The sequence below is a fragment of the Paenarthrobacter sp. RAF54_2 genome (genome assembly GCF_052113945.1).
Classification (GTDB): Bacteria; Actinomycetota; Actinomycetes; order Actinomycetales; family Micrococcaceae; genus Arthrobacter.
The window spans coordinates 1-24,789 of sequence record NZ_JBFRDV010000017.1; the positions used below are offsets into that span (position 1 = coordinate 1).

Annotated in this window: 24 protein-coding genes; 8 read left to right on the forward strand and 16 right to left on the reverse strand. The window is 61.1% G+C overall.

Annotation, left to right across the window (positions count from 1 at the left end; all coding sequences use genetic code 11):
• A partial coding sequence (gene lipA / locus AB4Y87_RS17345) for a lipoyl synthase (protein WP_442005553.1) occupies nucleotides 1–1,007 on the forward strand: 1,007 nt, incomplete at its 5' end.
• A gap of 112 nt (nucleotides 1,008–1,119) precedes the next feature.
• Nucleotides 1,120–1,881, forward strand: coding sequence for a DUF4191 domain-containing protein (locus AB4Y87_RS17350; RefSeq protein ID WP_442005554.1), 762 nt, complete (start codon nucleotides 1,120–1,122; stop codon nucleotides 1,879–1,881).
• Between the two features lie 132 nt (nucleotides 1,882–2,013).
• On the opposite strand, the gene AB4Y87_RS17355 is transcribed toward AB4Y87_RS17350, so the two are convergent.
• A complete protein-coding gene (locus AB4Y87_RS17355; RefSeq protein WP_442005555.1) occupies nucleotides 2,014–2,451 on the reverse strand; it encodes an RDD family protein in 438 nt (145 codons plus the stop codon).
• Between the two features lie 325 nt (nucleotides 2,452–2,776).
• Between AB4Y87_RS17355 and glnA the strand changes: the two genes are divergently transcribed.
• Entirely contained in the window at nucleotides 2,777–4,201 is a 1,425-nt protein-coding gene (gene glnA / locus AB4Y87_RS17360; protein ID WP_442005556.1) for a type I glutamate--ammonia ligase, read from the forward strand.
• Between the two features lie 167 nt (nucleotides 4,202–4,368).
• On the opposite strand, the gene AB4Y87_RS17365 is transcribed toward glnA, so the two are convergent.
• From AB4Y87_RS17365 to AB4Y87_RS17385, 5 genes are all read right to left on the reverse strand, one after another.
• Nucleotides 4,369–4,722, reverse strand: a complete 354-nt coding sequence (locus tag AB4Y87_RS17365; RefSeq protein WP_442005557.1) for a hypothetical protein — start codon at nucleotides 4,720–4,722, stop codon at nucleotides 4,369–4,371.
• A gap of 574 nt (nucleotides 4,723–5,296) precedes the next feature.
• Nucleotides 5,297–5,509, reverse strand: a complete 213-nt coding sequence (locus AB4Y87_RS17370) for an AsnC family protein (protein ID WP_442005634.1) — start codon at nucleotides 5,507–5,509, stop codon at nucleotides 5,297–5,299.
• 4 nt (nucleotides 5,510–5,513) lie between these two features.
• A complete protein-coding gene (locus tag AB4Y87_RS17375) occupies nucleotides 5,514–6,095 on the reverse strand; it encodes a GNAT family N-acetyltransferase (RefSeq protein ID WP_442005558.1) in 582 nt (193 codons plus the stop codon).
• A gap of 12 nt (nucleotides 6,096–6,107) precedes the next feature.
• Nucleotides 6,108–9,119, reverse strand: coding sequence for a bifunctional [glutamine synthetase] adenylyltransferase/[glutamine synthetase]-adenylyl-L-tyrosine phosphorylase (locus AB4Y87_RS17380; RefSeq protein WP_442005559.1), 3,012 nt, complete (start codon nucleotides 9,117–9,119; stop codon nucleotides 6,108–6,110).
• A gap of 9 nt (nucleotides 9,120–9,128) precedes the next feature.
• Entirely contained in the window at nucleotides 9,129–10,469 is a 1,341-nt protein-coding gene (locus AB4Y87_RS17385) for a glutamine synthetase family protein (protein WP_224089573.1), read from the reverse strand.
• A 188-nt stretch (nucleotides 10,470–10,657) separates the two neighbouring features.
• Between AB4Y87_RS17385 and panB the strand changes: the two genes are divergently transcribed.
• Entirely contained in the window at nucleotides 10,658–11,563 is a 906-nt protein-coding gene (gene panB, locus AB4Y87_RS17390) for a 3-methyl-2-oxobutanoate hydroxymethyltransferase (protein WP_442005560.1), read from the forward strand.
• A gap of 25 nt (nucleotides 11,564–11,588) precedes the next feature.
• Here panB and AB4Y87_RS17395 read toward each other — a convergent pair whose 3' ends face one another.
• Nucleotides 11,589–11,753: an SPOR domain-containing protein gene (locus AB4Y87_RS17395; RefSeq protein WP_216922998.1), complete on the reverse strand. Its 165-nt coding sequence runs from the start codon at nucleotides 11,751–11,753 to the stop codon at nucleotides 11,589–11,591.
• 109 nt (nucleotides 11,754–11,862) lie between these two features.
• Between AB4Y87_RS17395 and map the strand changes: the two genes are divergently transcribed.
• From map to AB4Y87_RS17410, 3 genes are all read left to right on the forward strand, one after another.
• Nucleotides 11,863–12,741 (forward strand): type I methionyl aminopeptidase, encoded by an 879-nt coding sequence (gene map / locus AB4Y87_RS17400; protein ID WP_442005561.1) that lies wholly within the window; start codon nucleotides 11,863–11,865, stop codon nucleotides 12,739–12,741.
• A gap of 73 nt (nucleotides 12,742–12,814) precedes the next feature.
• Nucleotides 12,815–13,618, forward strand: a complete 804-nt coding sequence (gene ppgK / locus AB4Y87_RS17405) for a polyphosphate--glucose phosphotransferase (RefSeq protein ID WP_442005635.1) — start codon at nucleotides 12,815–12,817, stop codon at nucleotides 13,616–13,618.
• A gap of 7 nt (nucleotides 13,619–13,625) precedes the next feature.
• Nucleotides 13,626–14,393 (forward strand): SDR family oxidoreductase, encoded by a 768-nt coding sequence (locus tag AB4Y87_RS17410; RefSeq protein ID WP_442005562.1) that lies wholly within the window; start codon nucleotides 13,626–13,628, stop codon nucleotides 14,391–14,393.
• Here the strand turns inward: AB4Y87_RS17410 and nrdR are convergent.
• The 3 genes from nrdR to AB4Y87_RS17425 form a co-directional block, all read right to left on the reverse strand.
• On the reverse strand, nucleotides 14,390–14,911 hold the full coding sequence (gene nrdR, locus AB4Y87_RS17415; RefSeq protein ID WP_442005563.1) for a transcriptional regulator NrdR: 522 nt from the start codon (nucleotides 14,909–14,911) through the stop codon (nucleotides 14,390–14,392). The two genes, AB4Y87_RS17410 and nrdR, sit on opposite strands and share 4 nt — an antisense overlap.
• A 194-nt stretch (nucleotides 14,912–15,105) precedes the next feature.
• The gene (gene hisD, locus AB4Y87_RS17420) at nucleotides 15,106–16,479 is read right to left on the reverse strand and encodes a histidinol dehydrogenase (RefSeq protein WP_442005564.1); all 1,374 of its coding nucleotides are present in this window, start codon (nucleotides 16,477–16,479) and stop codon (nucleotides 15,106–15,108) included.
• A 4-nt stretch (nucleotides 16,480–16,483) separates the two neighbouring features.
• On the reverse strand, nucleotides 16,484–17,014 hold the full coding sequence (locus AB4Y87_RS17425; RefSeq protein ID WP_442005565.1) for a hypothetical protein: 531 nt from the start codon (nucleotides 17,012–17,014) through the stop codon (nucleotides 16,484–16,486).
• A 114-nt stretch (nucleotides 17,015–17,128) separates the two neighbouring features.
• On the opposite strand from AB4Y87_RS17425, the gene AB4Y87_RS17430 reads away from it, so the two are divergent.
• Nucleotides 17,129–17,629 (forward strand): flavin reductase family protein, encoded by a 501-nt coding sequence (locus AB4Y87_RS17430; protein WP_416418636.1) that lies wholly within the window; start codon nucleotides 17,129–17,131, stop codon nucleotides 17,627–17,629.
• 9 nt (nucleotides 17,630–17,638) lie between these two features.
• Here the strand turns inward: AB4Y87_RS17430 and dnaE are convergent, their stop codons facing one another.
• The 6 genes from dnaE to AB4Y87_RS17460 form a co-directional block, all read right to left on the reverse strand.
• Nucleotides 17,639–21,196: a DNA polymerase III subunit alpha gene (gene dnaE, locus AB4Y87_RS17435; RefSeq protein ID WP_442005566.1), complete on the reverse strand. Its 3,558-nt coding sequence runs from the start codon at nucleotides 21,194–21,196 to the stop codon at nucleotides 17,639–17,641.
• A gap of 69 nt (nucleotides 21,197–21,265) precedes the next feature.
• Entirely contained in the window at nucleotides 21,266–22,192 is a 927-nt protein-coding gene (locus AB4Y87_RS17440; protein WP_442005567.1) for an RluA family pseudouridine synthase, read from the reverse strand.
• On the reverse strand, nucleotides 22,185–22,793 hold the full coding sequence (lspA, locus tag AB4Y87_RS17445) for a signal peptidase II (RefSeq protein WP_442005568.1): 609 nt from the start codon (nucleotides 22,791–22,793) through the stop codon (nucleotides 22,185–22,187). Before lspA ends, AB4Y87_RS17440 begins: the two co-directional genes overlap by 8 nt.
• 99 nt (nucleotides 22,794–22,892) lie before the next feature.
• Nucleotides 22,893–23,591, reverse strand: coding sequence for a DivIVA domain-containing protein (locus AB4Y87_RS17450; protein WP_442005569.1), 699 nt, complete (start codon nucleotides 23,589–23,591; stop codon nucleotides 22,893–22,895).
• 170 nt (nucleotides 23,592–23,761) lie between these two features.
• On the reverse strand, nucleotides 23,762–24,049 hold the full coding sequence (locus AB4Y87_RS17455) for a YggT family protein (protein ID WP_442005570.1): 288 nt from the start codon (nucleotides 24,047–24,049) through the stop codon (nucleotides 23,762–23,764).
• A gap of 132 nt (nucleotides 24,050–24,181) precedes the next feature.
• Nucleotides 24,182–24,715: a cell division protein SepF gene (locus AB4Y87_RS17460; RefSeq protein WP_216922977.1), complete on the reverse strand. Its 534-nt coding sequence runs from the start codon at nucleotides 24,713–24,715 to the stop codon at nucleotides 24,182–24,184.
• Nucleotides 24,716–24,789 lie beyond the last annotated feature (74 nt).

The following is a 24,789-nucleotide window of genomic DNA, read 5'->3' on the forward strand; positions in this document are numbered from 1 at the left end:
TGACCCTGGCACCTGAAGGCCGTAAGTTGCTGCGCGTTGAGCAGCGTAACTCGGCTGTCCCGGTTGAACGCAAGCCCGAGTGGATCAAGGCCAAGGTCCAGATGGGCCCGGAGTTCGTCGGGTTGAAGAACCTGGTGAAGAAGGAAGGCCTGCACACTGTCTGTGAAGAGGCTGGCTGCCCGAACATTTTCGAGTGTTGGGAAGACAAGGAAGCGACGTTCCTGATCGGCGGGTCCGAATGCACCCGGCGCTGTGATTTCTGCCAGATCGATACCGGCAAACCCTCCCCGGTGGACATGTTCGAACCCACCAAGGTGGCCCGGTCCGTGCAGGCCATGCAGCTGCGCTACGCCACGGTCACCGGGGTGGCCCGTGATGACCTCGCCGATGAAGGTGTCTGGCTGTACGCCGAAACGGTCCGCAAGATCCACGAACTGAACCCGGGCACCGGGGTGGAGCTGCTGATCCCGGACTTCTCCGGCAAACCCGAACACATCGCCGCGATCTGTGATTCCAAGCCCGAGGTGTTCGCGCACAACGTCGAGACCGTGCCCAGGATCTTCAAGCGGATCCGCCCGGCGTTCCGGTACGAACGTTCCCTGGATGTCATCACCCAGGGCCAGGACCTGGGCATGGTGACCAAGTCCAACCTGATCCTGGGCATGGGCGAAACCCGCGAGGAAATCTCCGAAGCCCTCCGCGATCTTCACGCGGCCGGGTGTGATTTGATCACGATCACCCAGTACCTGCGCCCCTCCGAACGGCACCTGCCGGTGGACCGGTGGGTCAAGCCCCAGGAATTCGTGGACCTCCAGCACGAGGCCGAAGAAATCGGCTTCCTCGGTGTCATGTCCGGTCCGCTGGTCCGCTCCTCCTACCGCGCCGGACGCTTGTGGGCCACCGCAATGCGCAAGAAGGGCTGGGAAATCCCCGCCGCCCTGGCCCACATCGAGTCCTCCGGCACCACCCGCCAGGAAGCCTCCACCATCCTCGCCGCCCACGCCTGACCCCGGGTCGGCAACACTTCACCGGCAACACCATGAAGCAGTACCGAAGGGCCGGATGCCAAGCGTAATGGCGTCCGGTCCTTCGACGTCCATCACGTAGAATTAAGGCACTATGGCGAATTCCTCTGATTCCAGCAAATCGACCCCCTCGGCCGACGCCCCCAAGCGTGGGCTGTTCCAGCGCAAGCCCAAGGAAGCCAAGGCCAAGAAGCCGAGCCAGCTGAAGCAGATCGCTGAAGTCTTCAAGATGACGCGGCGGAATGATCCCCAGGTTGTGTGGATCATGCTGCTGGCATTCCTGGCAGTGGTTGCCGTGGCCTTCCTCGTCGGCTTCCTCCTGGACAACTGGGTTACCGGTCTCATCATCGGTATTCCGTTGGGTCTCCTGGCCGCCGTTTTCATCCTCTCCCGTCGCGCAGAGAAGGCTGCATTCGCGCAGATCGAGAACCAGCCTGGTGCTTCCGGCGCGGCCTTGGGTACTCTCCGCCGCGGCTGGGTCACCCAGGACCAGCCTGTCGCGGTTAACCCTCGCACCCAGGACGCCGTGTTCATGGCAATTGGTCGTCCCGGCGTCGTTTTGGTCAGCGAAGGTCCAACGCACCGTGTCAAGCCGCTGGTGGAAGCTGAACGTAAGCGACTCACGCGCATCCTGCCCAACGTCACCATCCACGTTCTGGAATCCGGTCGCGGTGAGGGCCAGGTGCCTTTGAACAAACTCGCCAAGACCATGGGAAAGATGAAGAACGAACTCACCAAGGTTGAGGTCAATGCTGTGTCCAAGCGCATCAACTCCCTCGGCACCCGCCTGCCGATCCCCAAGGGCATCGACCCCTACAAGGCCCGCCCGGACCGCAAGGCTGCACGCGGACGCTGATTGTCCGTAGGTGCTTGATTGCCTATACGAAAAACCGCCCTTGTCTCAAACGAGACAAGGGCGGTTTTTGTTGGTTTTGCTTATTTATTGGTGCTTCTATGGGGTTGCTTCCAATCCGCGAGGACTGAAACGCTACATCCGAATGAGGATGGTGTTCATCGCTTTATCATGAATTCCACGCTGATCCGGATCAAAGATGACTGCGGGGATAACCAGGCACAGGAGCAAAGTGCGCACCACAGCGGCGAGGGGTCCGGCCGGGCCTCCCCCCAAGCGGACCACGTGAATCCCGGCAATCCTGTGGCCAATGCTGTAGCCGAGGGTGCCGATCAGCAGAATCTGCTCCGCAGCAAAGATGGCGAGCGTTGCCCACTGGTTTCCACTAAATGCGAAGTTGCTGATGACCAGGGCGATCGTCCAGTCGATCACGATTGCCAGGATTCGCCGTCCGGCCCGCGCCATCGAGCCTGGTCCGGCCTCAGGAAGGCCGAGTCTCTCACCCGGGTATTTAGAGATGCCGGATGTGTCCGGCCCGCTCAGCCAGGAGCCTATGTCTTTTCGATCAACCACCCTCCAAGCCTAACGGCTGCCGGACTGACGGTCCGACGTCGGAGGGCACGTATCGTGCCTGCGCCTTCGCTTAGCTGGGGCCAAAGTGTTCGCCCACTGGACCCGCTTGGACCTGACACAGGAAAGCCGACTACCGTTTACACAACAGATCATTCTGTAACCTGCCCGAAACAATACTGACACTCCCGGGAAATCCCATCTCCCTAAGGTGGTATGAGTTGCTAGCCACCGCGGCAAGGGGAATTTTTTGTGTCTCCGGGCCTCCGGCATGGGCTGGCTCACGCGGCCTTCCGGGCCTGTTACTTGATATGCATAAGGAGCATAGATGTTCAAGACTGCGGACGAAGTCCTCAAGTTCATCAAAGACGAAGACGTCAAATTCGTCGATATCCGCTTCACCGACCTTCCGGGCGTCCAGCAGCACTTCAATGTGCCGGCAAAGAGCGTAGACCACGACTTCTTCGTGAACGGTCAGCTCTTCGACGGATCTTCCATCCGCGGATTCCAGGGCATCGCTGAGTCCGACATGCAGCTCATCCCGGATGTGACCTCGGCTTTCATCGACACATTCCGCATTGAGAAGACGCTTGCACTGAACTTCTCCATCGTGAACCCCCGCACGGGTGACCCCTACCACCGCGATCCCCGTGGCGTAGCCGAGAAGGCTGAAGCGTACCTGGCTTCCACCGGCATTGCGGACACCGCGTTCTTTGCTCCCGAGGCCGAGTTCTTCGTGTTCGACAACATCCAGTACCAGTCCTCCCCGCAGGGCAGCTTTTACAAGATTGACTCCGAAGAAGCCCACTGGAACACCGGCCGCAAGGAAGAGGGCGGAAACCTCGGCTACAAGACCCCCGTCAAGGGCGGTTACTTCCCGGTTTCCCCCACCGACAAGCAGGCTGACCTCCGCGACGCCATGTGCGTTGAACTGGACAAGGCCGGCCTTGAGGTCGAGCGCTCCCACCACGAAGTTGGCTCCGCCGGCCAGGCAGAGATCAACTACAAGTTCACCACGCTGACTGCAGCTGCTGACGACCTCCAGAAGTTCAAGTACGTCATCAAGAACACTGCGGACGCATGGGGCAAGTCCGTAACCTTCATGCCGAAGCCGGTCTTCGGTGACAACGGCTCTGGCATGCACTGCCACCAGTCGCTGTGGAGCAACGGCGACCCGCTGTTCTACGACGAGAAGGGCTATGCCGGCCTCTCCGACACTGCCCGCTGGTACATCGGCGGCCTGCTGAAGCACTCCTCCGCGGTCCTCGCGTTCACCAACCCGACCGTCAACTCGTACCGCCGCTTGGTCAAGGGCTTCGAAGCTCCGGTCAACATGGTGTACTCCCAGGGCAACCGCTCTGCTGGTATCCGTATCCCCATCACGGGCTCCAACCCGAAGGCCAAGCGCATCGAATTCCGCGCTCCGGACCCCTCGTCCAACCCCTACCTGGCCTTCGCTGCCCAGCTGATGGCCGGCATTGACGGCATCCGCAACCGCATCGAACCCCCGGCTCCCATCGATAAGGACCTCTATGAGCTCCCGGCCGAGGAAGCCAAGGACATCCCCAAGGCTCCGGGTTCCCTGGAAGAAGCCCTTGAGGCCCTCCGCGAGGACAACGAGTTCCTGCAGGCTGGCGGCGTCTTCACCCAGGACCTGATCGATACCTGGATTGACTACAAGTACGAGAATGAGATTCGCCCGCTGTCGCTGCGCCCGAACCCGTACGAGTTCGAGCTCTACTACGGCGTCTAGCAACTCCCGCGGCTAAACCAGGTTTAGCCCACGCGGAACCCACCAAGGTTCCCGAATAAGAAGGGCCGGCAACAGGTTTTGTACCTGATGCCGGCCCTTCTCTTTGTCCTATAACCCGCTGCTACCGCCGAATCAGCTAGATCCGTAGGGCTGTGGCGAAGTGCTAACTACTCGGATTCCTTGCCCTGATCCCGGTCCCGGATGTTTTTTCCGAACTCGTCCAGCTTCTCCTTCACCACCTTTGCGGCATCTGCAAGACCCTTTTCCGCGCTGCTCAGGGGATCCAATTGCAGGTAGACGTGCCGATCGATGGGGAGGTCGTACTCGTCCTTCAAATGCGTGCCGCCAGAGACGCCATCGAGCGATAAATATACGAGCGCCTCGGTTCTTGCGATGCCCGCGATCGTCCCGAAGACAACCGTGAAATCGTTGGGCTGAAAGCTAATGGATTGACCCACGTGGCGGCGATCCAACTCTCCAGCAGGAATAGCCTTCTCAAACGAACTTCCGTTGTATTCCATGTACTTCTCCTAAGCATCGAGAGCAGTTACGGAACGAGTCTATAAGGCTTTTCAACGGACGAACCAGCACCTTGCCTTGGTCTTTAGTGCCTTGTTTTCGGGACTTCACCGGGTTGTTCCGGGGCTGCGCAGTCCGCGCAAAACACCTGATCGGTTTCTTCACCGCAGCACTGACAGCGGTGAATCAGTGCCGCTTGCTCAATCACATAGGTTGTCATAGCAAACATGGTGCCTACCAGGGGCAGGTCAGGGCACGAGTAGTGTGTACTCGTTTTTTACCCTTCGGGCACAGCCGGCTACTTGGTTTCGAAAAGGCCCTGCGCTCCCCCGTCACCCTGCCGCCATTCGGCGTCAGTAAAAGTTGCGAAACAGCGCCGGCACGCATAGACGTCGCCGCGGCCATGCGGCGAAGACCAGTGCGGCCCCGCCTGCTCACACCGGAAGCACGACGCATCTGAGAAGGGTGCCCCCTCCGAATCCCGCCTGACTGTCACGCGAGAATCCTAAGGGACAGCATGCCCGCTCGAACAGACCTTAGGGGATGCCCGGCATTGGTCCGTCCGAACTGGTCCTACTACTTCCCGTACTTCTTATGTACCGCCTGCTTGGTCACGCCGAGGCAAAGTGCGATTGCCTCCCACGATAAACCGGACTGCCGGGCTGCGCGTACAAGGGAGGCCTCGGCCCTGCCAACTTCCTTGTGGAGTTCAGCTACCGCATACAGCGCCTCCGCCGGCCCCATGCCATCCATTGATCCAACAAGGGTTTTCATTCTGTCCACCTCCATGCCGTCAACCATAGTTGACTCCATGATCTTCGTCAACATTTGTTGACGGCTCACGCGGGGACGAAATTTCAGCATGCTCAAAGGCCCTGTACATGATGCGTTGCGGGCCGGAGTTCCCGCCGAGGTAGCGGCCAGCATCCACAAAGCCAGCTTTTGCATAGGCTGCAATGCCTGCAGGGTTGCGCTCGTTGACGGAAAGCACGACGCCGGCCTGACCGCCACCGCGCCTGGCTGTCAGTTTGCGGGCCTCGCCTACCGCAGCCTCCGCAGCCAGCGTCCCGAGGCCCCGACCCTGGCATGTTGAATCGATAAGGAATCCCCTGAGAAGCCACACGGAATCGTCATCCTGCCATCCCGCAAGGCGCGCCGCTCCAGACTGGAGGGTCAGGACTCCGACACCCACTCCTTGAGCCTCAATCACGTAGGGCAGCCGTGACTCCTCTTCGAGTCCGACCAGCATCATGCGTAGGGGGTCCCCCACAAAATCCCGCTGGGCTGGCTCCACCGCCATTTCCGCCACAGCGCCCAGTTGGATGTCGCGGGCATCATCGTCCAGCAGCTTGAGCGGAATAAGCCAGATACTCATCACCAGCCACCCTCAATTACCGTAGAACTCTTTTTCGAACACAGCCCGGGCCCGGCGGCTAAGGCGCAAGTAATCCTCCTCGAACTGTCCCGCGGCTCCGGGCGCGTAGCCACACCAACGTGCCACAGCTTCAAGATCCCTCCGTGAGGATGGAAGAACATCCGATGCCCGGCCCGTCACTATGACGTTCGCCGAGCGGATTCGGCTGGCGAGCTTCCACGCCTCCCGTAAGAGTCCGGCGTCGTCCTTGCCAACAAGCCCAAGGTTCTCAGCCGCGGCAAGTGCCTCCAACGTGGACGTAGTGCGCAGCTCAGGCTGCTTCCCCGCATGCTGCAACTGGATGAGCTGGACCAGCCATTCAACATCGCTCAATCCACCGCGGCCAAGCTTCACGTGGCGCGCCGGATCAGCGCCTCGAGGTAGCCGCTCCGATTCCACGCGGGCCTTGACGCGCCGGATTTCCCTGACGTCCTGCTCGGAGAGTTCAGCCGGGTAACGAATGGGATCAATAAGCTGGAGGAAGGCCACTGCCAAGTCGTCTGAACCGGCCATGGGACGCGCCCGCAGCAGTGCCTGCGATTCCCAGATGAGGGACCACCGGCGATAGTACTCGGCATAGGACTCCAAGGACCGGACCATGGCGCCGTTCTTCCCTTCCGGCCGCAGGTCCGCGTCTACCATCAACACCCGCTCGGCCATGATCGCGGGCTTTAGCGGCTGGGTAAGAAGGCTGGAGACTTTGGCGACTATCGCCGTCGCCTGTTCCTGGGCTTCCTCATCCGTGAAGCCGGGCCGTGCTCGGTGAACGTACATGACGTCGGCGTCTGAGCCGTAGCCGATCTCACGGCCACCTTGCCGTCCCATCGCCACCACCAGAACCTCTGTTTTCAGAGGATCGGACTGGGTAGCGATAGCTTCTGCCACGTGCAGGGCTCCGAGCACGGCCGCCCGGTCTGTTTCGGCCAACGCCAGCCCCACGGCGTCTTGGTCAAGCAACCCGGCACTATCGGCAATCGCGGTCCGCAGTATCTCCCGGCGACGAATCAACCGGATGAGGCGCATGGCACTTTCCGGATCAGGGTGCCGCGACAATTTGGACCGGATTTCCTGCCATTGCGCCTCGAACGGGACAGGAGCCAGGTCCTTGTCACTGCCAAGCCACGCCACGGACTCCGGTGAGACTTCAAGGAGGTCCGAAATGAGGCGGGAATTGGCAAGTACCTGGCAGAGGCGTTCGGCTGCCGCTTGGGAGTCACGAAGCATTCCCAAGTACCAGTGCGTGGTCCCCAACGCTTCGCTGACCCTTCGGAAGGCCAGGAGCCCTGCGTCGGGATCCACGCCTTCGGCAAGCCAGCCGAGGAGAATGGGCAGCAATTGCCGTTGAAGTGCCGCACGTCGGCTCACACCGGCAGTCAGCGCCTCAATGTGACGCATCGCGCCCTTCGGGTCGAGGTAACCGAGGGCAGCAAGACGGCCCTGGGCAGCTTCCGGGCTCAGTTTGGCGTCTTCGCTGCTGAGTTTCGCGGCGGTGTTGAGCAATGGACGGTAGAAAATACGCTCATGCAAATCCCGCACGGACCGTTTGGTCTTCTGCCAGGTCGCCATCAGCTGGTCGGGATGCGGGCGTTCAAGTGAGAAGGGCCCCAGGACAGCCTTGGCCAACACCCGCTGCGCATCCTCCGCCACGGGCATGAGATGGGTGCGGCGCAACTGGAACAACTGAATCCGGTGCTCCAAAAGCCGAAGATAGCGGTACGCGTTGTCGAAGCCGGCGGCGTCGGCACGTCCGATGTAGCCCCCGGCCGACAATGCCGCAATGGCCGACGTGGTGTCACGGCAACGAAGGGACTCGTCCGACTTGCCGTGAACCAGCTGCAACAACTGCACAGTGAATTCGACGTCGCGCAGCCCACCACGTCCCAACTTGATCTGCCGCTGTTCCTCGGCGGCCGGAATGTAGTCGGTGACCCGGCGCCTCATGGCCTGGACGGATTCGACGAAGCCATCACGGCCGGCGGACGCCCACACCAGTGGTTCCACTGCCTTTTCATAGCGCTGGCCCAGTTCCCGGTCGCCGGCAATCGTGCGGGCCTTCAGCAACGCCTGGAATTCCCAGCTCTCAGCCCATCGGGCGTAATAGCTCAGGTGTGAAGGGAGGGTCCGCACCAACGGCCCGGATTTTCCTTCCGGGCGAAGGTTGGGGTCCACTTCCCACAAACCCGGCTCGGGTGCGGATGAGGAAATCGCCCGCGAGATGCCGGAGGCCAGGGCGGTGCCGATGGTCGCGGCGCGGGCGTCGTCCAGCTCCTCTGCCTCAATGACGTAAATGACATCGACGTCGGAAATGTAGTTCAGCTCGCGGGCACCACATTTGCCCATGCCAATGACTGCGAGTCCGACGTCGGCCACCTCCGAGGCGTCGAACTGGGCCGCCGCCTCGGCCCGGGAAACGGCAAGGGCAGCTTCAATGGCGGCTCCAGCGAGGTCGGCAAGCTCTGCACCCACGGCGGGCATGAAGTCTTGCGGCGAGGCAGCGCAGAGGTCCTTGATGGCAAGCTCTGTTAGCCCGCGGCGGTATGCCGTCCGCAAGGCCGCATACGCCGGAAGCCCCGTCAACCCGGCCACGGGACGCTGCGCACCCGGCTCGGCCTTGACCGAACGAAGGAGGAAGGACCTGAGCTCTTCGCTTGATGCCGGAAGGGGCTCAGGGCTTACCCGGGCCTCAAAAACATCCAGGTGCTCCGGCCTGCGCATGAGGAACTCCCCCAGCGCCTCCGATGCCCCCAACAGCCGATACAAGGATTCGCTCGTGTCAGGGTCCGCGCCGGCCAACTTCTTGAGGCCGGGATTCTTCTCAATCAGCCGGACCAGTGATTGCAACGCGGTATCCGGGCTCGCCGCCAAGGAGAGCCCGGCGAACAGGGCATCCTGCTCGATGCCTTCGAGTTCCGGGGCAGCGAGAAAACGTTCGCCCTTTTCCAGGTCATTGAATCCGGCTGATATGAGCCGACGTGCAAGGCTCATTGGCCCTGCCTACAGAATGCCGAGGTTGCGCTGCAGCTCGTACGGCGTGACCTGGAGGCGGTAGTCCTGCCATTCCGCGCGCTTGTTGCGCAAGAAGTGTTCAAAGACCTGTTCACCCAGAATCTGGGCTACCAACTCCGATTCCTCCATGGCACGAATGGCATCGTGGAGACTGGCCGGCAGCGGAGCGTGGCCCATGGCTTTGCGCTCCGCGGTGGTTAGCGACCAAACGTCATCCTCGGCAGCTGCCGGAAGCTCGTAGCCTTCCTCGATACCCTTCAAACCGGCGCCCAAAAGGACGGCATATGCCAGATATGGGTTGGTGGCGGAGTCGATGCCGCGGTACTCGATGCGCGCCGACTGGCCCTTGCCGGGCTTGTACAACGGCACTCGCACCAGCGCGGAGCGGTTGTTGTGGCCCCAGCTCAGATAGCTCGGTGCTTCGCCGCCGCCCCAGAGCCGCTTATAGGAGTTCACGAACTGGTTGGTGACCGCCGTGAATTCGGGAGCGTGCTTGAGGATCCCGGCGATGAACTGGCGGGCAGTCTTGGACAGCTGGAACTCCGCGCCTGCCTCAAAGAAGGCATTGGTGTCGCCCTCGAAGAGCGAGAAGTGTGTGTGCATTCCGGAGCCGGGGTGGTCCGTAAACGGCTTCGGCATGAACGTGGCATACGTGCCCTGCTGCAGGGCGACTTCCTTGATGACCGTGCGGAAGGTCATGATGTTGTCCGCAGTCTGCAGGGCATCCGCGTACCGCAGGTCAATCTCGTTCTGGCCCGGCCCGCCCTCGTGGTGGCTGAACTCCACCGAGATACCGACCGATTCCAGCATGGTCACCGCGGTGCGGCGGAAGTCCTGCGCAACACCACCAGGGACGTGGTCGAAGTAGCCGCCTTCGTCAACGGGGACCGGCGCACCATTGGGGCCAAGCTCCTTTGACTTCAGCAGGTAGAACTCGATTTCCGGGTGCGTGTAGCAGGTGAAACCCATATCCGCGGCCTTGGCAAGGGTCCGCTTGAGGACGTTTCGGGGATCTGCTGCAGACGGTTCCCCATCCGGCGTTAAGACATCACAGAACATTCTGGACGTTTGCTCGGTTTCACCGCGCCAGGGAAGGATCTGGAAGGTTGAGGGGTCCGGCTGTGCCAGCATGTCCGACTCAAAGACCCGCGCCAGGCCCTCAATCGCTGAACCATCGAATCCCAGGCCCTCTTCGAAGGCACCTTCAACCTCAGCCGGCGCAAGTGCCACGGACTTCAGTGAACCCACGACGTCGGTGAACCACAAGCGTACGAAGCGCACGTCACGCTCTTCGATCGTCCGCAGAACGAACTCTTGCTGGCGGTCCATAGGGCCTCTTTTCCGGTTCGGTGTCCATGCCGCAGTTCCCATCATTGAAGCCACGGCAGCTCAGACTTCACTCTACTAAGCATTCGGGAGGAATGCCGCCGCAGTAGCTGCGCGTAACACAGCGTTTACAAACAGTGACCCTTGGCACACTGCTGGCAGGCGCCGTCGGCACGGCTTAGGCTCTATCCATGGCCCCAAGCAACCTTCCTGAGTCCACCACGCCCGCCGAAGTCCCCGCGCCCTATGGCACCGGCCCCACGGCGGCAGCCCAGGCATCGCCAGCGGGCGCCAAGAAGCAGGTCAGCAGGGTGCGCATCCATCACCTCCAGCAGGCCAAGGACAACGGCGAGCACTTCGCCATGCTCACCGCATACGAGCAATACACCGCCGAGATCTTCGACCAAGCAGGGATCGAAGTCCTCCTGGTGGGCGACTCCGCCTCAAACAACGTCTTCGGCAACGAGACCAGCCTTCCCGTCACTGTGGACGAACTGCTGCCCTTGTGCCGTGCCGTAAGCCGCTCAGCCAAGCGCGCCCTGGTCCTGGCGGACCTGCCCTTTGGCAGCTATGAGGTTTCAACCGAGCAGGCAGTCGCCACAGGCGTCCGCTTCCTCAAGGAAGGATTGGCCCACGCGGTCAAAATCGAAGGCTCTGCCTACTATGCGGAGACCGTGAAGGCCATGGTCCAGGCAGGCATTCCTGTCATGGCCCACATTGGATTCACTCCCCAAAGCGAACATTCCCTGGGTGGCTACCGGGTCCAAGGCAGGGGCGAGGACGCCCAGCGGCTGATCGAGGACGCAGTTGCCCTGCAGGACGCTGGCGCTTTCAGCGTCCTCATGGAAATGGTGCCCGCGGAAACTGCCGCTGCCGTGGATGCCGCATTGCGCGTACCGACCGTAGGCATCGGAGCCGGCAAGAGCACCACAGGCCAAGTGCTGGTCTGGCAGGACATGGCCGGACTGCGTGGGGGCAAGATGGCCAAGTTCGTCAAGAAGTACGCAGACCTGCGCACCACGCTCACGGATGCCGCCGCAGCTTTTGGAGAGGACGTCAGGTCCGGAGAATTCCCCGGACCCGAGCATTCCTTTTAGCTAAGTCCGTGGTGCGCCAGTAGAGCTAGTCGTCGTCCTGGGCGTCCCAGGCGTCGTTGCGTTGCTTGACCTTTTCCAGCGCATGTTCGGCTTCTTCCCTGGTCTTATAAGGGCCAATCAGCTGTGTCCAATCGGACATGGCGTCCTCTTCGATCTCATGCGTCTTGACGTTGTACCAGTACTCCGTCACGTCTCCTCCTCATTGCGTCGGCCCTCAAACGCGTAACGTTGGCGTCAGTCACGCGGACCCGGCCGCACTTTGTTACTTGCGTCTCTTGCCTGCCTTATATGATCAATCTATGCCTTCTCTTGCTTCGACCGCACCCATCGGCACGCTCACTCCGGGAATCATCAGCCCTGAACGGGCTGTCCCGGCGTCGATCCCCCGCCCCGAGTACGTGGGCAAGAAGGCACCCAGCAAGTTCACCGGCTCCGAAGTGAAGTCAGCGGAGACCATCGAGAAGATCCGTATTGCCAGCAGGATCGCTGCCCAGGCCATCGTTGAAGTTGGCAAGCACATTCAGCCCGGCGTAACGACGGACCAGTTGGACATGGTTGGCCACGAGTTCCTTGTGGACCACAACGCCTACCCGTCCACGCTGGGCTACCGGGGCTTCCCGAAGTCCCTGTGCTCTTCCCTCAATGAAGTCATTTGCCACGGCATCCCGGATTCCACGGTGGTACAGGATGGCGACATCCTGAACATTGACATCACCGCGTTCATCGGCGGGGTGCATGGAGATACCAATTACACTTTCCTGGTTGGCGACGTGGACGAGGAATCCCGTTTGCTGGTTGAGCGGACGCAGGAGTCACTCAACCGGGCCATCAAGGCCGTGGCCCCCGGCCGCGAAATCAACGTAATCGGCCGCGCGATCCAGTCCTACGCCAAGCGCTTCGGCTATGGCGTGGTGCGGGACTTCACGGGCCACGGTGTTGGTGAGGCTTTCCACACGGGCCTCATCATTCCGCATTACGACGCAGCCCCGGCGTACAACACCGTGATCGAGGCAGGCATGGTCTTCACCATCGAACCCATGCTTACCCTTGGCACGATCGAATGGGACATGTGGTCCGACGACTGGACGGTTGTAACCAGGGACCACAAGCGCACGGCCCAATTCGAACACACCCTGCTGGTCACCGAGACCGGCGCGGAAATCCTGACCCTTCCTTAAGCTGTCTGGAAGGTCCATCGCAGCCGCGGGCGGCTGCGCCATGCCCACCCCTCCTGCCATGATCGGAATTGCATTGTCCAAGAAGGATGAGAAGACCCACAAGAACCCTCCGCTGATCGGAATCGATATCGGCGGCACGGGCATCAAAGGCGGCATCGTCGACCTGAAGAAGGGCAAGCTGATCGGCGAACGCTTCCGCGTTCCCACGCCGCAGCCGGCTACCCCAGAGGCAGTCGCCGAAGTGGTGGCAGAGATCGTCAAAGAACTTTCCAGCCGCCCCGACGCCCCTGCCGCTGATTCGCCAGTGGGTGTCACCTTCCCGGGCATTATCCAGCACGGTGTGGTCCACTCCGCTGCGAATGTGGATAAGTCCTGGCTTGACACGGACATCGACAAGAAGTTTACGGAGCGGCTGGGTCGGCCGGTTGAGGTCATCAACGATGCCGACGCAGCAGGTCTCGCAGAGGCCCGCTATGGCGCCGGCGAGGGCGTGGACGGCACCGTCCTGGTCATCACGCTCGGCACCGGCATCGGCTCCGCCTTCATTTTCAATGGTCAATTGGTTCCCAACGCCGAGCTCGGCCACCTCGAGGTGGACGGATTCGACGCCGAAACCAAGGCATCAGCCGTGGCCCGCGAACGCGATGGCTTGAGCTGGGACGAGTACGGCGTGCTGCTCAACCGCTACCTGCAGCACGTCGAGTTCCTGTTCTCCCCCGAGCTTTTCATTATCGGCGGCGGCATCTCCAAGCGCTCGGATGAATACTTCCCGCACTTGCAATTGCGCACCAACATCGTCACAGCCAAGTTAAAGAACGACGCCGGCATCGTGGGCGCCGCCCTTGAGGTCGCCTTGCACCACAAACTCGCCAAGTAGCCGCAGGGTGACTGTGGACAACGACGCCATAGCCGGAATCGCGATCGTCACGGGTGCCAGCCGCGGAATCGGCGCGGCAGTTGCAAACGCTGCGGCACGTTCCGGATATGGCGTCGTGGTCAACTACTCCTTGGATGCCGAGGGTGCTGATGCAGTGGTCAAAGACATCCAGGCGCAAGGGGGCAAGGCACTGGCCGTGCAGGCCGACGTCAGCCAGCCCGCCGACGTCGGGCGTTTGTTCGACGCAGCCGCAGCGTGGGGTCCTGTAACAGCGGTCATCAACAACGCGGCCATTACCGGCAACCTCATTGGAACACTTGCCGACGTGCCTGCCGAGACAGTGCAGCGTGTCATGGACGTGAACGTCGCTGGCATGATCTTCATGTGCCAGGAAGCGGTTCGGAGACTCTCTACCGAGAACGGCGGCCCTGGTGGTTCGATCATCAACATCTCCTCGACGGCAACAAAAGCAGGCTCCCCCCGGACATGGGTTCACTATGCGGCGTCGAAAGGTGCGGTGGACGTTTTGACGGTGGGCCTGGCAGCGGAAGTGGCAAAGCAGGGCATTCGTGTCAACGCCGTGGCTCCGGGCAGTACCAACACCGGGCTCCACGCAGCTGCAGGAATGCCCGACCGCGTCGAGAGGCTCAATCCAACCATTCCGATGGGCCGGGGCGCTGAACCTGAGGAGGTGGCCGCGGCTGTGATGTGGCTAATGTCCGGCGAGGCCGGCTACATTACTGGAGCGGTACTCCCCGTATCAGGCGGCCGCTAGAGCTGGCTTTTCTCGGAACCTTTGGCTTCCTTGGCCCCGGCTTTGGCGTGGGTCCCCGCTTTTGCGTGCGCCTCGGCCTCATGCCGTAGCAAAGATATTGCGGATTCGAAGTCTTCGAGTGACTCGAATGCTTGATAGACGCTGGCGAACCGCAGGTACGCCACCTCATCCAGTTTCCGCAACGGACCGAGAATTGCCAGGCCTACTTCGTGGGCGTCGATTTCAGCGGCACCCGAAGAGCGGATGTTCTCCTCGACTTCCTGCGCCAGCATGGCGAGATCGTCTTCGGTGACAGGGCGGCCTTGGCACGCTTTCCGCACACCGCTGATGACCTTGATACGGCTGAACGGCTCCCCGACTCCTGAGCGCTTGATGACGGACAGGCTGGTGGTTTCCACCGTGGTGAAGCGTCGCCCGCATTCAGGGCATTGCCGGCGGCGCCGGATGGAAGTTCCGTCGTCGGCCATGCGGCTGTCAACGACGCGTGAGTCAGGATTCCGGCAGAACGGACAGTACACGCTGGGCCTCCCTGATCAGCTCCGGCCCACGTCCCAGCGGCAGTGTGCCGGAAACGCAAAGGTGCCGGAAGATTCTCTTCCGGCACCAGTTTACGTTCGATGACACTGTAATGACAAGCTTGTAATTACTACATGTAGTGGTGTTGACCCGTATATGTTGTGGTCAGGTCCCGTTTACCCTGCTGGTTTCGATGTCAGCGTTGCCCGCTGAAGCGGATCCTGACTGCATCCCCATGGCCTGGAAGGTCCTCGGCCCCGGCCAAACTCACGATGTGGCCACTGACCTGTTCCAGTGCCGCACGGTTGTAGTTGATGACCTGCACTGCGCGCAGGAAGGTGGTGACGTTCAGCCCCGAGGAGAAGGCAGCGGTACCGCTGGTGGGCAGCACGTGGTTGGATCCGGCACAATAATCGCCAAGGCTCACGGGACTGTAATCCCCCACGAAAATGGCGCCCGCGTTACGGATCCGCGCCGCCACCGCCGGTGCGTCCGCCGTCATGATCTCAAGGTGCTCAGCGGCGTAGGCATTGCACACGGCAATCCCCTGTTCCAGGTCATCCACCAGCACTACACCCGATTGCGGACCGGAGAGTGCCTCAAGGACGCGTGCGCTGTGCTTCGTGGCGGCTGCCTGCCGCGCCAATTCACCCACGACGGCGTCCGCCAGGTCAGCGGAGTCCGTCACCAGGACAGAGGCGGCTTTGGGATCGTGCTCCGCCTGGCTGATGAGATCGGCAGCCACGAGCGCGGGCTGGGCAGTGGAATCGGCCAAGATAGCGATCTCGGTAGTCCCCGCCTCGGAATCGATGCCAACGACTCCCTTCACCAGCCTCTTGGCAGTGGCGACGAAAATATTGCCAGGCCCGGTGACGAGATCCACAGGCTCGATAGGAGGCACTCCCTCCGAACCGGGGATGCCGTAGGCAAACGAAATGATTGCCTGGGCACCGCCAATTGCGTAGACCTCATCGATGCCCAGCAGCGCTGCCGCCGCAAGGATGGTGGGGTGCGGGAGTCCGCCGAAGTCCTTTTGAGGCGGTGACGCCAAGGCGATGGATTCCACACCTGCAGCAACCGCGGGAACCACGTTCATGATCACAGAGGAGGCCAGGGGCGCGAGGCCACCCGGGACATACAACCCAACACGCCCCACGGGAATCCAGTTCTGGCTGACAACCGCGCCATCAGCCAAAGCGACGTCAACATTGGCCGGACGCTGCTGATCGGCGAACTGCCTCGCCCGGCTGATCGACTCTTCCAGCGCGGCGCGGACAGTGGGATCAATATCAGCCAGGGCCTTGGCAAGTGCCTCCGCCGGTACACGCGGGTGGGACTGTTCAACGCCGTCGAAGTTCCTTGCAAGTTCCGTCAGCGCGGCGAAGCCACGGCTACGAACAGCTCCCATGATGTCCAGGACCTTCTGCTCCGCATCGGCCATCGTCTGATGCTTGGCCCTGGGTACCGCGGCGCGCAGCTCAGCCAGGGAGAGGTGGCGGCCGCGGAAATCGATACTGCGGAAATTCAAGGATGCAGTGGCAGGGGCGGAAGTATCCGAAGAAGTGGTCACCCGCCTATTTTACGGGCTTCCTGGAAAGAACCCCGAACAGCGCAAGTACGAACGTCACGAAGGCGATGGCGCCCGGCCACAAGACGAGGACGGCGTACGAGCGGAGGGTGAAACCGTATTCCGCACCCAGTGAAGGATCCGGAGCGGGGCCCCACAGCTGCCCTGCAACCAAGCCAACCACCCAGGCAACCGCAGCGCCGGCGGCTCCCCCTGCCAGTGCCAAGGCCAGCCGCCTGCCGACCCCAGTCCCCTGGAGCTTTCCGTCGAGCAAGAGGCCAGTGACACACCCGGCCACCAACATCAGGGCGGCAAGGGCCAGATCGCGCGGCAGCCACGAAGCCGGGTTGGCAGGATTTGCCAGATCGGGGTTGCCCGAAACCAGGTTCCCCCCGCCCGGGGCCAGGATCCACCAGAGAATTCCTATGACTACCCCCGATGCCGCCGGCAGGACAAGCCACAGGGCGTCCCGCGAACGCCGGGGAGTTGCGGCGTCGGTCTGGACTTCCGCGGGAACGTGCACAGTGGGCTCAGTCATGGAACTCACATTAACAAAGGTTCGTGTGTGCTCATTAAAATGGAGAAGTGGGGCACAGGGAGGAATACCCTGAGAGAAAGACGCCCCCGACCCAGTTCCAGGAGAATCATCAACGTGGCAAGCGAACTATCCGGCTTCGAAAAGACGTTCAGGGAAATGTTTCGCCGCCATGCCGCCGGGGTGGCCATCATCACAGCCAACCTGAATGGCAAGCCTTTTGGCTTCACGGCCACCTCCGTTGCATCGCTGTCCGCCGAGCCGCCACGTTTCACCTTCAACATGGCCCGAAGCTCAAGTTCCTGGCCGGCCATCGCCAATGCCAACTACATTGGCGTGCACATGCTCGGACTGGAGAACCAGGCGCTGGCAGATCGCTTCGCCAAGACACGGGACCGCTTCGAAGGCGACCACTGGGAGCCAGGTCCTTACGATGTGCCCATTCTCAAGGACGTAGCAGGTTGGCTGGTGGGAAAGATCCAAATGCGGTTGTCGTTTGAGAACAATGCTGTGGTGGTCGTGGAGGTCGTCGACGGCCAGGTGGGCGACGACGGCGCTCCCCTGCTCTATCACGGTGGCGGCTATAGCCAGCCGAGGCCGTTGGACTACGAAATCTAGCCTTCTGGACTAATTATCCAGGCAGGCCGGACCCAACAGCACCTTCAGGTCGCCGAAGAGCGATGGGCTGGGGTTGACCCTCATGTGCACGGGAAGCCCCATGACCTCCACTTTGGTGTCCCCCATGAGCTTAAGCCGCACCTCGGAGTTGCCCCGATGCGTCCGCAACACATCCCGAAGGTCGGTAACCACTGCCTCGGTGGCCTTGAACGTTGGAATGGTGATCACCACCGGTCCGTTCACGCTCTCACTGAGGTCCGGCACCGAGAGTTCCATGCAGTTCAGCGTCACGGCTCCATCATCCCTGCGCTGCAGGCGCCCCTTGACCACCACGATCAAGTCTTCAGCCAGGACGGAAGCGATGGGTCCGTACACCTGACCGAAGAACATGACCTCCATGGAGCCGCCCAGGTCTTCTATCTCGGCACGGGCGTAGGCGTTGCCACTGGCCTTGGCGATCCTGCGGCTTAACGACGTGATCATGCCCGCGATGGTGACAATCGCGCCGTCGTGCGGTCCGTCCTCGGCAATGATGGAAGTAATGGACTGCTCCGCATGCTGGCTGAGGACGCCTTCCAAGCCCTGCAAGGGGTGGTCCGAAACATAGAGACCCAGCATGTCGCGCTCGAAGGACAGCTTGTCCTTCTTCTCCCATTCGGGGAGGTCCGGAATTTCCGTGGTCAGCGAAGCTTCAGGTTCCTGGTCCTCGAAACCGGCGAAGAGATCGAACTGGCCGATTGCCTCGTTGCGCTTGAGGGTGATGACGGAGTCGATGGCCTCTTCATGGATCATGGCCAAAGCACGGCGATGGTGTCCCAGTGAGTCGAAGGCGCCAGCCTTGATCAAGGATTCGATGGTGCGCTTGTTGCAGACAACTGCGGGGACCTTCATCAGGAAGTCCTTGAAGGATGTGTAGTTGCCTTCCGTAGTCCGTGCAGAGACCATGGCTTCCACCACGTTCACGCCGACGTTTCGGATGGCCCCCATGCCGAAGCGGATGTCCGTTCCCACGGGAGTGAAGTTCAACGAGGATTCATTGACATCCGGCGGAAGAACGGTGATGCCCATCCGGCGGCACTCGTTGAGGTAGATAGCGGACTTGTCCTTGTCATCACCAACGGACGTGAGCAGGGCAGCCATGTACTCGGGCGCGTAGTGTGCCTTCAAGTAGGCAGTCCAGTAAGAAATGACCCCGTAAGCGGCCGAGTGCGCTTTATTGAAGGCGTAGTCGGAGAACGGAAGCAGAATGTCCCAGAGCGTTTTGACGGCGGCCATGGAGTAGCCGTTGTCCTGCATGCCTTGAGAGAAGCCGGCGAACTGCTTGTCCAGCTCCGATTTCTTCTTCTTGCCCATGGCACGGCGCAGGATGTCGGCTTGGCCCAGCGAGTAGCCGGCAAGCTTCTGCGCCACGGCCATAACCTGTTCCTGGTACACAATCAGGCCGAAGGTCCCACCCAGGATTTCCTTGAGCGGCTCTTCCAACTCCGGGTGGATGGGAATTACTTTCTGGATCCCGTTTTTGCGCAGGGCGTAGTCGGTGTGGGCGTTGGCGCCCATGGGTCCAGGCCGGTACAACGCGAGAACTGCGGAGATATCTTCAAAGTTGTCAGGCTTCATGAGCTTGAGGAGGGACCGCATGGGTCCACCATCGAGCTGGAACACACCCAAGGTGTCACCGCGCGCCAGGAGCTCATACGATGCAGCATCGTCGAGTTCCAGGTTTTCCAGGTCCAGGTCAACGCCGCGGTTCATCTTGATGTTTTCCAGGGCATCCGAAATGATCGTCAGGTTTCGGAGGCCCAGGAAGTCCATCTTGATCAGGCCGAGGCCTTCGGACGTCGGATAATCGAACTGGGTGATGACCTGGCCGTCCTGGAAACGGCGCATGACAGGAATGACGTCGATGATGGGATCCGAGGACATGATGACGCCCGCCGCGTGAACACCCCACTGGCGCTTCAGTCCCTCAATACCCAGCGCGGTCTCGAAGACTTTGGCGGCCTCGGGATCGGTGGCGATCAGCTGGCGGAAATCTCCCGCTTCGCTGTAGCGCTTGGATTCCGGGTTCTGGATGTCCGCCAAGGGAATGTCCTTGGCCATGACCGCCGGCGGGAGTGCCTTGGTCAGCTGCTCGCCCATACTGAACGGGTAGCCAAGCACACGGGAGGAGTCCTTGAGCGCCTGCTTGGTCTTGATGGTTCCATAGGTGACGATCATCGCCACGCGCTCGTCGCCGTACTTCTTGGTGACGTAGTCGATCACCTCGGAGCGACGGCGATCATCGAAGTCGACGTCGAAGTCGGGCATGGAAACGCGATCCGGGTTGAGGAAGCGCTCGAAGATCAGGCCGTGCTGGAGCGGATCAAGGTCAGTAATACGCATGGCGTAGGCCACCATGGAACCTGCACCGGAACCACGCCCCGGACCAACACGGATCCCGTTGTTCTTGGCCCAGTTGATGAAGTCGGCGACCACCAGGAAGTACCCGGGGAAGCCCATGGAGGTAATGACCCCGAGTTCGTAGTCAGCCTGCTTGCGGACATTGTCCGGAATGCCTTGGGGATAGCGGTACTTAAGGCCGGTGTCTACTTCCTTGACCAGCCAGGAGGTCTCGTCTTCCCCGGGAGGACAAGGGAAGCGCGGCATGTAGTTGGCGCCCGTGTTGAACGAAACCTCGCAGCGCTCGGCGATGAGCAGCGTGTTATCGCAGGCCTCCGGGTGATCGCGGAACAGCTCCCGCATTTCCTGCGGAGATTTCAGGTAGTAGCCACTGCCCGAGAAGGCGAAGCGGGAGCCGCCGTTGTCGTACGTCGGTTCCAGGAGCGTGGAGCCGGACTGGATGGCCAACAACGCTTCGTGGGCCTTGGCATCGTGTTCATGCGTGTAGTGGAGGTCATTGGTGGCCACCAGCGGGAGGTTGAGCTCCGTGGCAAGGCGCAGGAGATCCCCGGTAACGCGCCGTTCAATGTCCAGCCCGTGGTCCATCAGTTCGCAGAAGTAGTTTTCCGCCCCAAAAATGTCGCGGAACTCTGCGGCGGCTTCGACAGCCTCGCGGTAAAGGCCGAGCCGCAGCTTGGTCTGGACTTCCCCGGAAGGGCAACCGGTAGTCGCAATGAGCCCTTCGGAGTACGTATTGAGCAATTCCCGGTCCAGCCGCGGCCACTTACCAAAGACAGAATCCAGCGATGCGATGGACGAGGCCCTGAACAGGTTCCTCATGCCGACGTTGTTGTAACTCAGGAGCGTCATGTGGGTATACGAGCCACCACCAGAGACATCGTCCTTACGCTGGCTTTCGTCGCCCCAGCGAACGCGCTCCTTATCCCCGCGGGCAGTACCCGGGGTCACATAGGCCTCGACGCCGATGATCGGCTTGATGCCCTTGTCCGTGGCCTTGCGCCAGAAGTCGAACGCACCAAAGAGGTAGCCATGGTCAGTGGTAGCCAGGGCCGGCATGCCCAGGCGTTCGGTTTCATCGAACAGCTCACCCAGGCGGGCCGCTCCATCCAGCATGGAGTATTCGGTGTGGGTGTGCAGGTGGACGAACGAATCATTGCTGGAAGTCACCACGACAGTCTACCGTCCCGCCTCCGACAAAATAGGGAACCTTGGACCGGGCCGGCCCGGAAGGATTGCCTAGGCTGAGCCCGTGGCCAGCAGGTCCAAGGCGTATTGAAGGTCCGCTGGGTAGTCGCTGGTGACTTCCACCCACTCGCCGGTCCGCGGGTGCGTGAAGCCCAGTTGCCGTGCATGAAGCCACTGTCGGGTGAGTCCCAAGTTTGCTGCGAGACGGGGATCAGCACCGTAGGTGAGATCGCCGGCGCAAGGGTGCCGCAAAGCAGAGAAGTGGACCCTGATCTGGTGCGTCCGGCCCGTTTCCAGGTGCACCTCCACCAACGTAGCTTTACCAAAGGCTTCCAGAACCTCGTAGTGGGTCACCGAGGGCCGGCCGTCTTCTATAACTGCAAAGCGCCAGTCGTGGCCAGGGTGGCGGCCGATCGGGGCATCAATAGTGCCCTCAAGTGGATCCGGAAGTCCTTGGACAACCGCGTGGTAGACCTTGTCCACCGTCCGCTCCTTGAAAGCCCTTTTGAGGACCGTGTAAGCATGCTCCGTCTTAGCCACAACCATCACGCCGGAAGTGCCGACGTCGAGCCTGTGGACAATGCCCGCACGCTCGGGTGCTCCCGACGTCGAAATCCGGTACCCGGCTCCAGCCAGGCCGCCGACCACCGTGGGTCCCACCCAGCCCGGCGACGGATGCGCCGCTACTCCCACTGGCTTGTCGATGACGACGAATTCCTCGTCATCCAACAGGATCTTCAAGCCTTCCACAACTTCCTCCACGACTTCCAGGGGATCCGGCCGCTCGGGAACCGTGACGTCCAACACCGCGCCCGCAACAAGCTTTGCCGATTTGCCGAGAGCCGCACCGCCACTGGTGACGTTGCCTTCGGCAATCAGCAGTGCCGCAGCAGAACGGGAAATGTCCAGCAAACGTGCAAGTCCAGCGTCAGCCCGCGCTCCTGCAAGGTCCTCAGGCACCACAAGCGACTCACTCACCGACGCTCTCCTCATTGGAGCCCCCAGCTGGCTTGGCTGGCTTGGCTGTTTTTGGTGCTGCCACTTGCCGGGTGCCGTCCATGCCCACCCCGCGCAGGGTCAGCAGGCAAATGATCACAACACCGGACACCACGGCTGAGTCGGCGATGTTGAAGATGGCAAAGTTCGGTACCTGGATAAAATCCACCACATGACCCATGGCAAAGGACGGTTCACGGAACAATCGATCCGTCAGATTGCCCAATGCGCCACCGAGCAGCAGCCCAAGCGACAATGCCCACCAGGCGGAGCCGAGCCGCCGCAACTGCAAAAGAATGGCAACGGAAACCCCGGCCATGACGATCGTGAAGACCCATGTGACATTCTCACCAATGGAAAAGGCAGCCCCGGAATTGCGGATGTAGTACCAGTGCAGCAACGGTGGCAGCACTGGAATACGCTCACCTTCTGTCATGGTGCTGGTCACCCAAAGCTTGGTGAGCTGGTCAAAGGCGTAGGCAAAAACTGCAAAACCCGCAAAGAGCCAGATCATTGCAGGACGCCATTTGCGTCGGACGGGAAGTGCCGGCCGCGATGCGTCGTCGGTGAGGTCGTCGGTCATAGTGCTTTCGTTCGTGGAGCGTTGTGGGCTGCTACCAGGGTGTTAACAGCAAAAGCCGGTGGCAGAGGAGACCTCAGCCACCGGCTTTTAGAATACTTGCTAAACGTCTGCGGTTGCTTCGCCGACCTCAGGGGCAGCGACGGAACCACGGGCGTCGAGGTCGCGCAGTTGGCCCTCGATGTAGGCCTTCAGGCGCGAGCGGTAGTCGCGTTCGAAGCCACGGAGCTGCTCAACCTTGCGTTCCAGGACCGAACGCTGCTGCTCAAGGGCGCCAAGGATCTTGCGGGACTTCTCCTGGGCGTCGTTGACGAGACTGGAAGCCTCGATCTGCGCCTCAGCGATAATCTTTTCCTTCTGCTGTGCACCGTCGGCAACGTGCTTGTCGTGCATCTGCTGCGCCATGGCCAGCAGTCCTGCAGCGGACTCAGCTGTAGGCGTCACACCGTTGCTGGGAGCAGGTGCCTTGGCAGCGGCGGCAGCCGCAGCGGCCTGCTCGGCTTCCTTCTTCTTGGCAGCTTCAGCAGCCTTCGCCTCGGCTTCCGCCTTGGCCTCGGCTTCCTTGTCCACCTTGACCGGGGCCGGAACCTTCTCGACGACCGGAGCCGCAGCAGTTGCCGCGGGCACAGCCGAGCCAGCTTCGCCGAGCTTCTTGCGAAGTTCGTCGTTCTCCTGGTTCAGGCGGCGCAGTTCAACCACGATCTCGTCGAGGAAGTCATCTACCTCGTCCTGGTCGTAGCCTTCGCGGAACTTGGTCGGCTGAAAGCGCTTGTTGACAACGTCTTCTGGCGTCAAAGCCATCTGGTCACCTCGTTGGTCTAGTTAGTCAGTAGGCCTTCCGGCCGTTCAAAACTACGGTACCTAAATATCATCTGGTTCCTCCAATTCAACACCATCGTGTTGAATTGGAGAATTTGCGGCCTTCGAACCCTCGCGAGCCCCCGGTTCCGCGGTACAGCATCAGTGCGCAGCTACGCCAAGCCGCTGCTCACCGCCATGGCGATGCTCACGGCGATAATCAGGATCAGGAAGCCCAGGTCCAAGGAGATTCCACCCATTTGCAGTGGCGGTATCAACCTGCGAAGCCTTCTCAGTGGTGGGTCTGTCACGGAGTAGACAACATGGGCTGTTACCAATGCCACACCGCGGGGCCGCCATTGACGGGCGAACATCTGAACCCATTCGAAGATCAGCCTGATGATAAGGGCAATGAAAAACAGCAACAACACAATATAGATAAGGCCGAAAACAATGCCCACGAGTTAGCTCAGATCTCCCACTTGTTCCGGAATGCCGATCAGTCCCTGCTCTTGAAACGCCGATCGGTCCTTACTATTGCAACACAGATGCCAGGCAGGTTGACCCGCCTGGCATCCTCGTAGCGATCGTTCTTAGCTCTGGTTGAAGAAGCTGGCCTGGGTTTCGCTGGCCTTCTTGTCGTCCCCAATGACTTCCACATACGACGGCGACAACAGGAAGACCTTGTTGGTAACCCTTTCGATGCTGCCGTGGAGGCCAAAGACCAAACCGGCCGAGAAGTCCACCAGGCGCTTGGCGTCTGCCTCGCCCATGTCGGTGACATTCATGATCACGGGAATGCCATCCCGGAAGCTCTCGCCAATAATTTTGGCGTCATTATAAGAACGCGGATGAACTGTGGTGATCTGCCTCAAACCCGAGGCATCTTCGCGGCTGGACGCCGCACGCTTAATGGGTGTCACGGGTGCGCGGTATTCCTCTTCGGCGTCAACAGTGGGCATTTCACGGACAACTTCCCGGACGGGTGCAGGCGCTCGGCGCTCTTCCCGGTCCTGTGCCTGGGGGCGTTCTTCGTCGTGGTGCGCGACGGCCTGCTCAGATTCGTAGTGTTCATCGCCGTCGGCGAGCCCAAGATAGATCATTGTCTTGCGCAGAGCGCCAGCCATGGTGCACTCCTATCGTTTCTGCAGTAGGCGGGCCGCCATGACTTGACATATTGGAACCCCGGCCCGTCATTCCA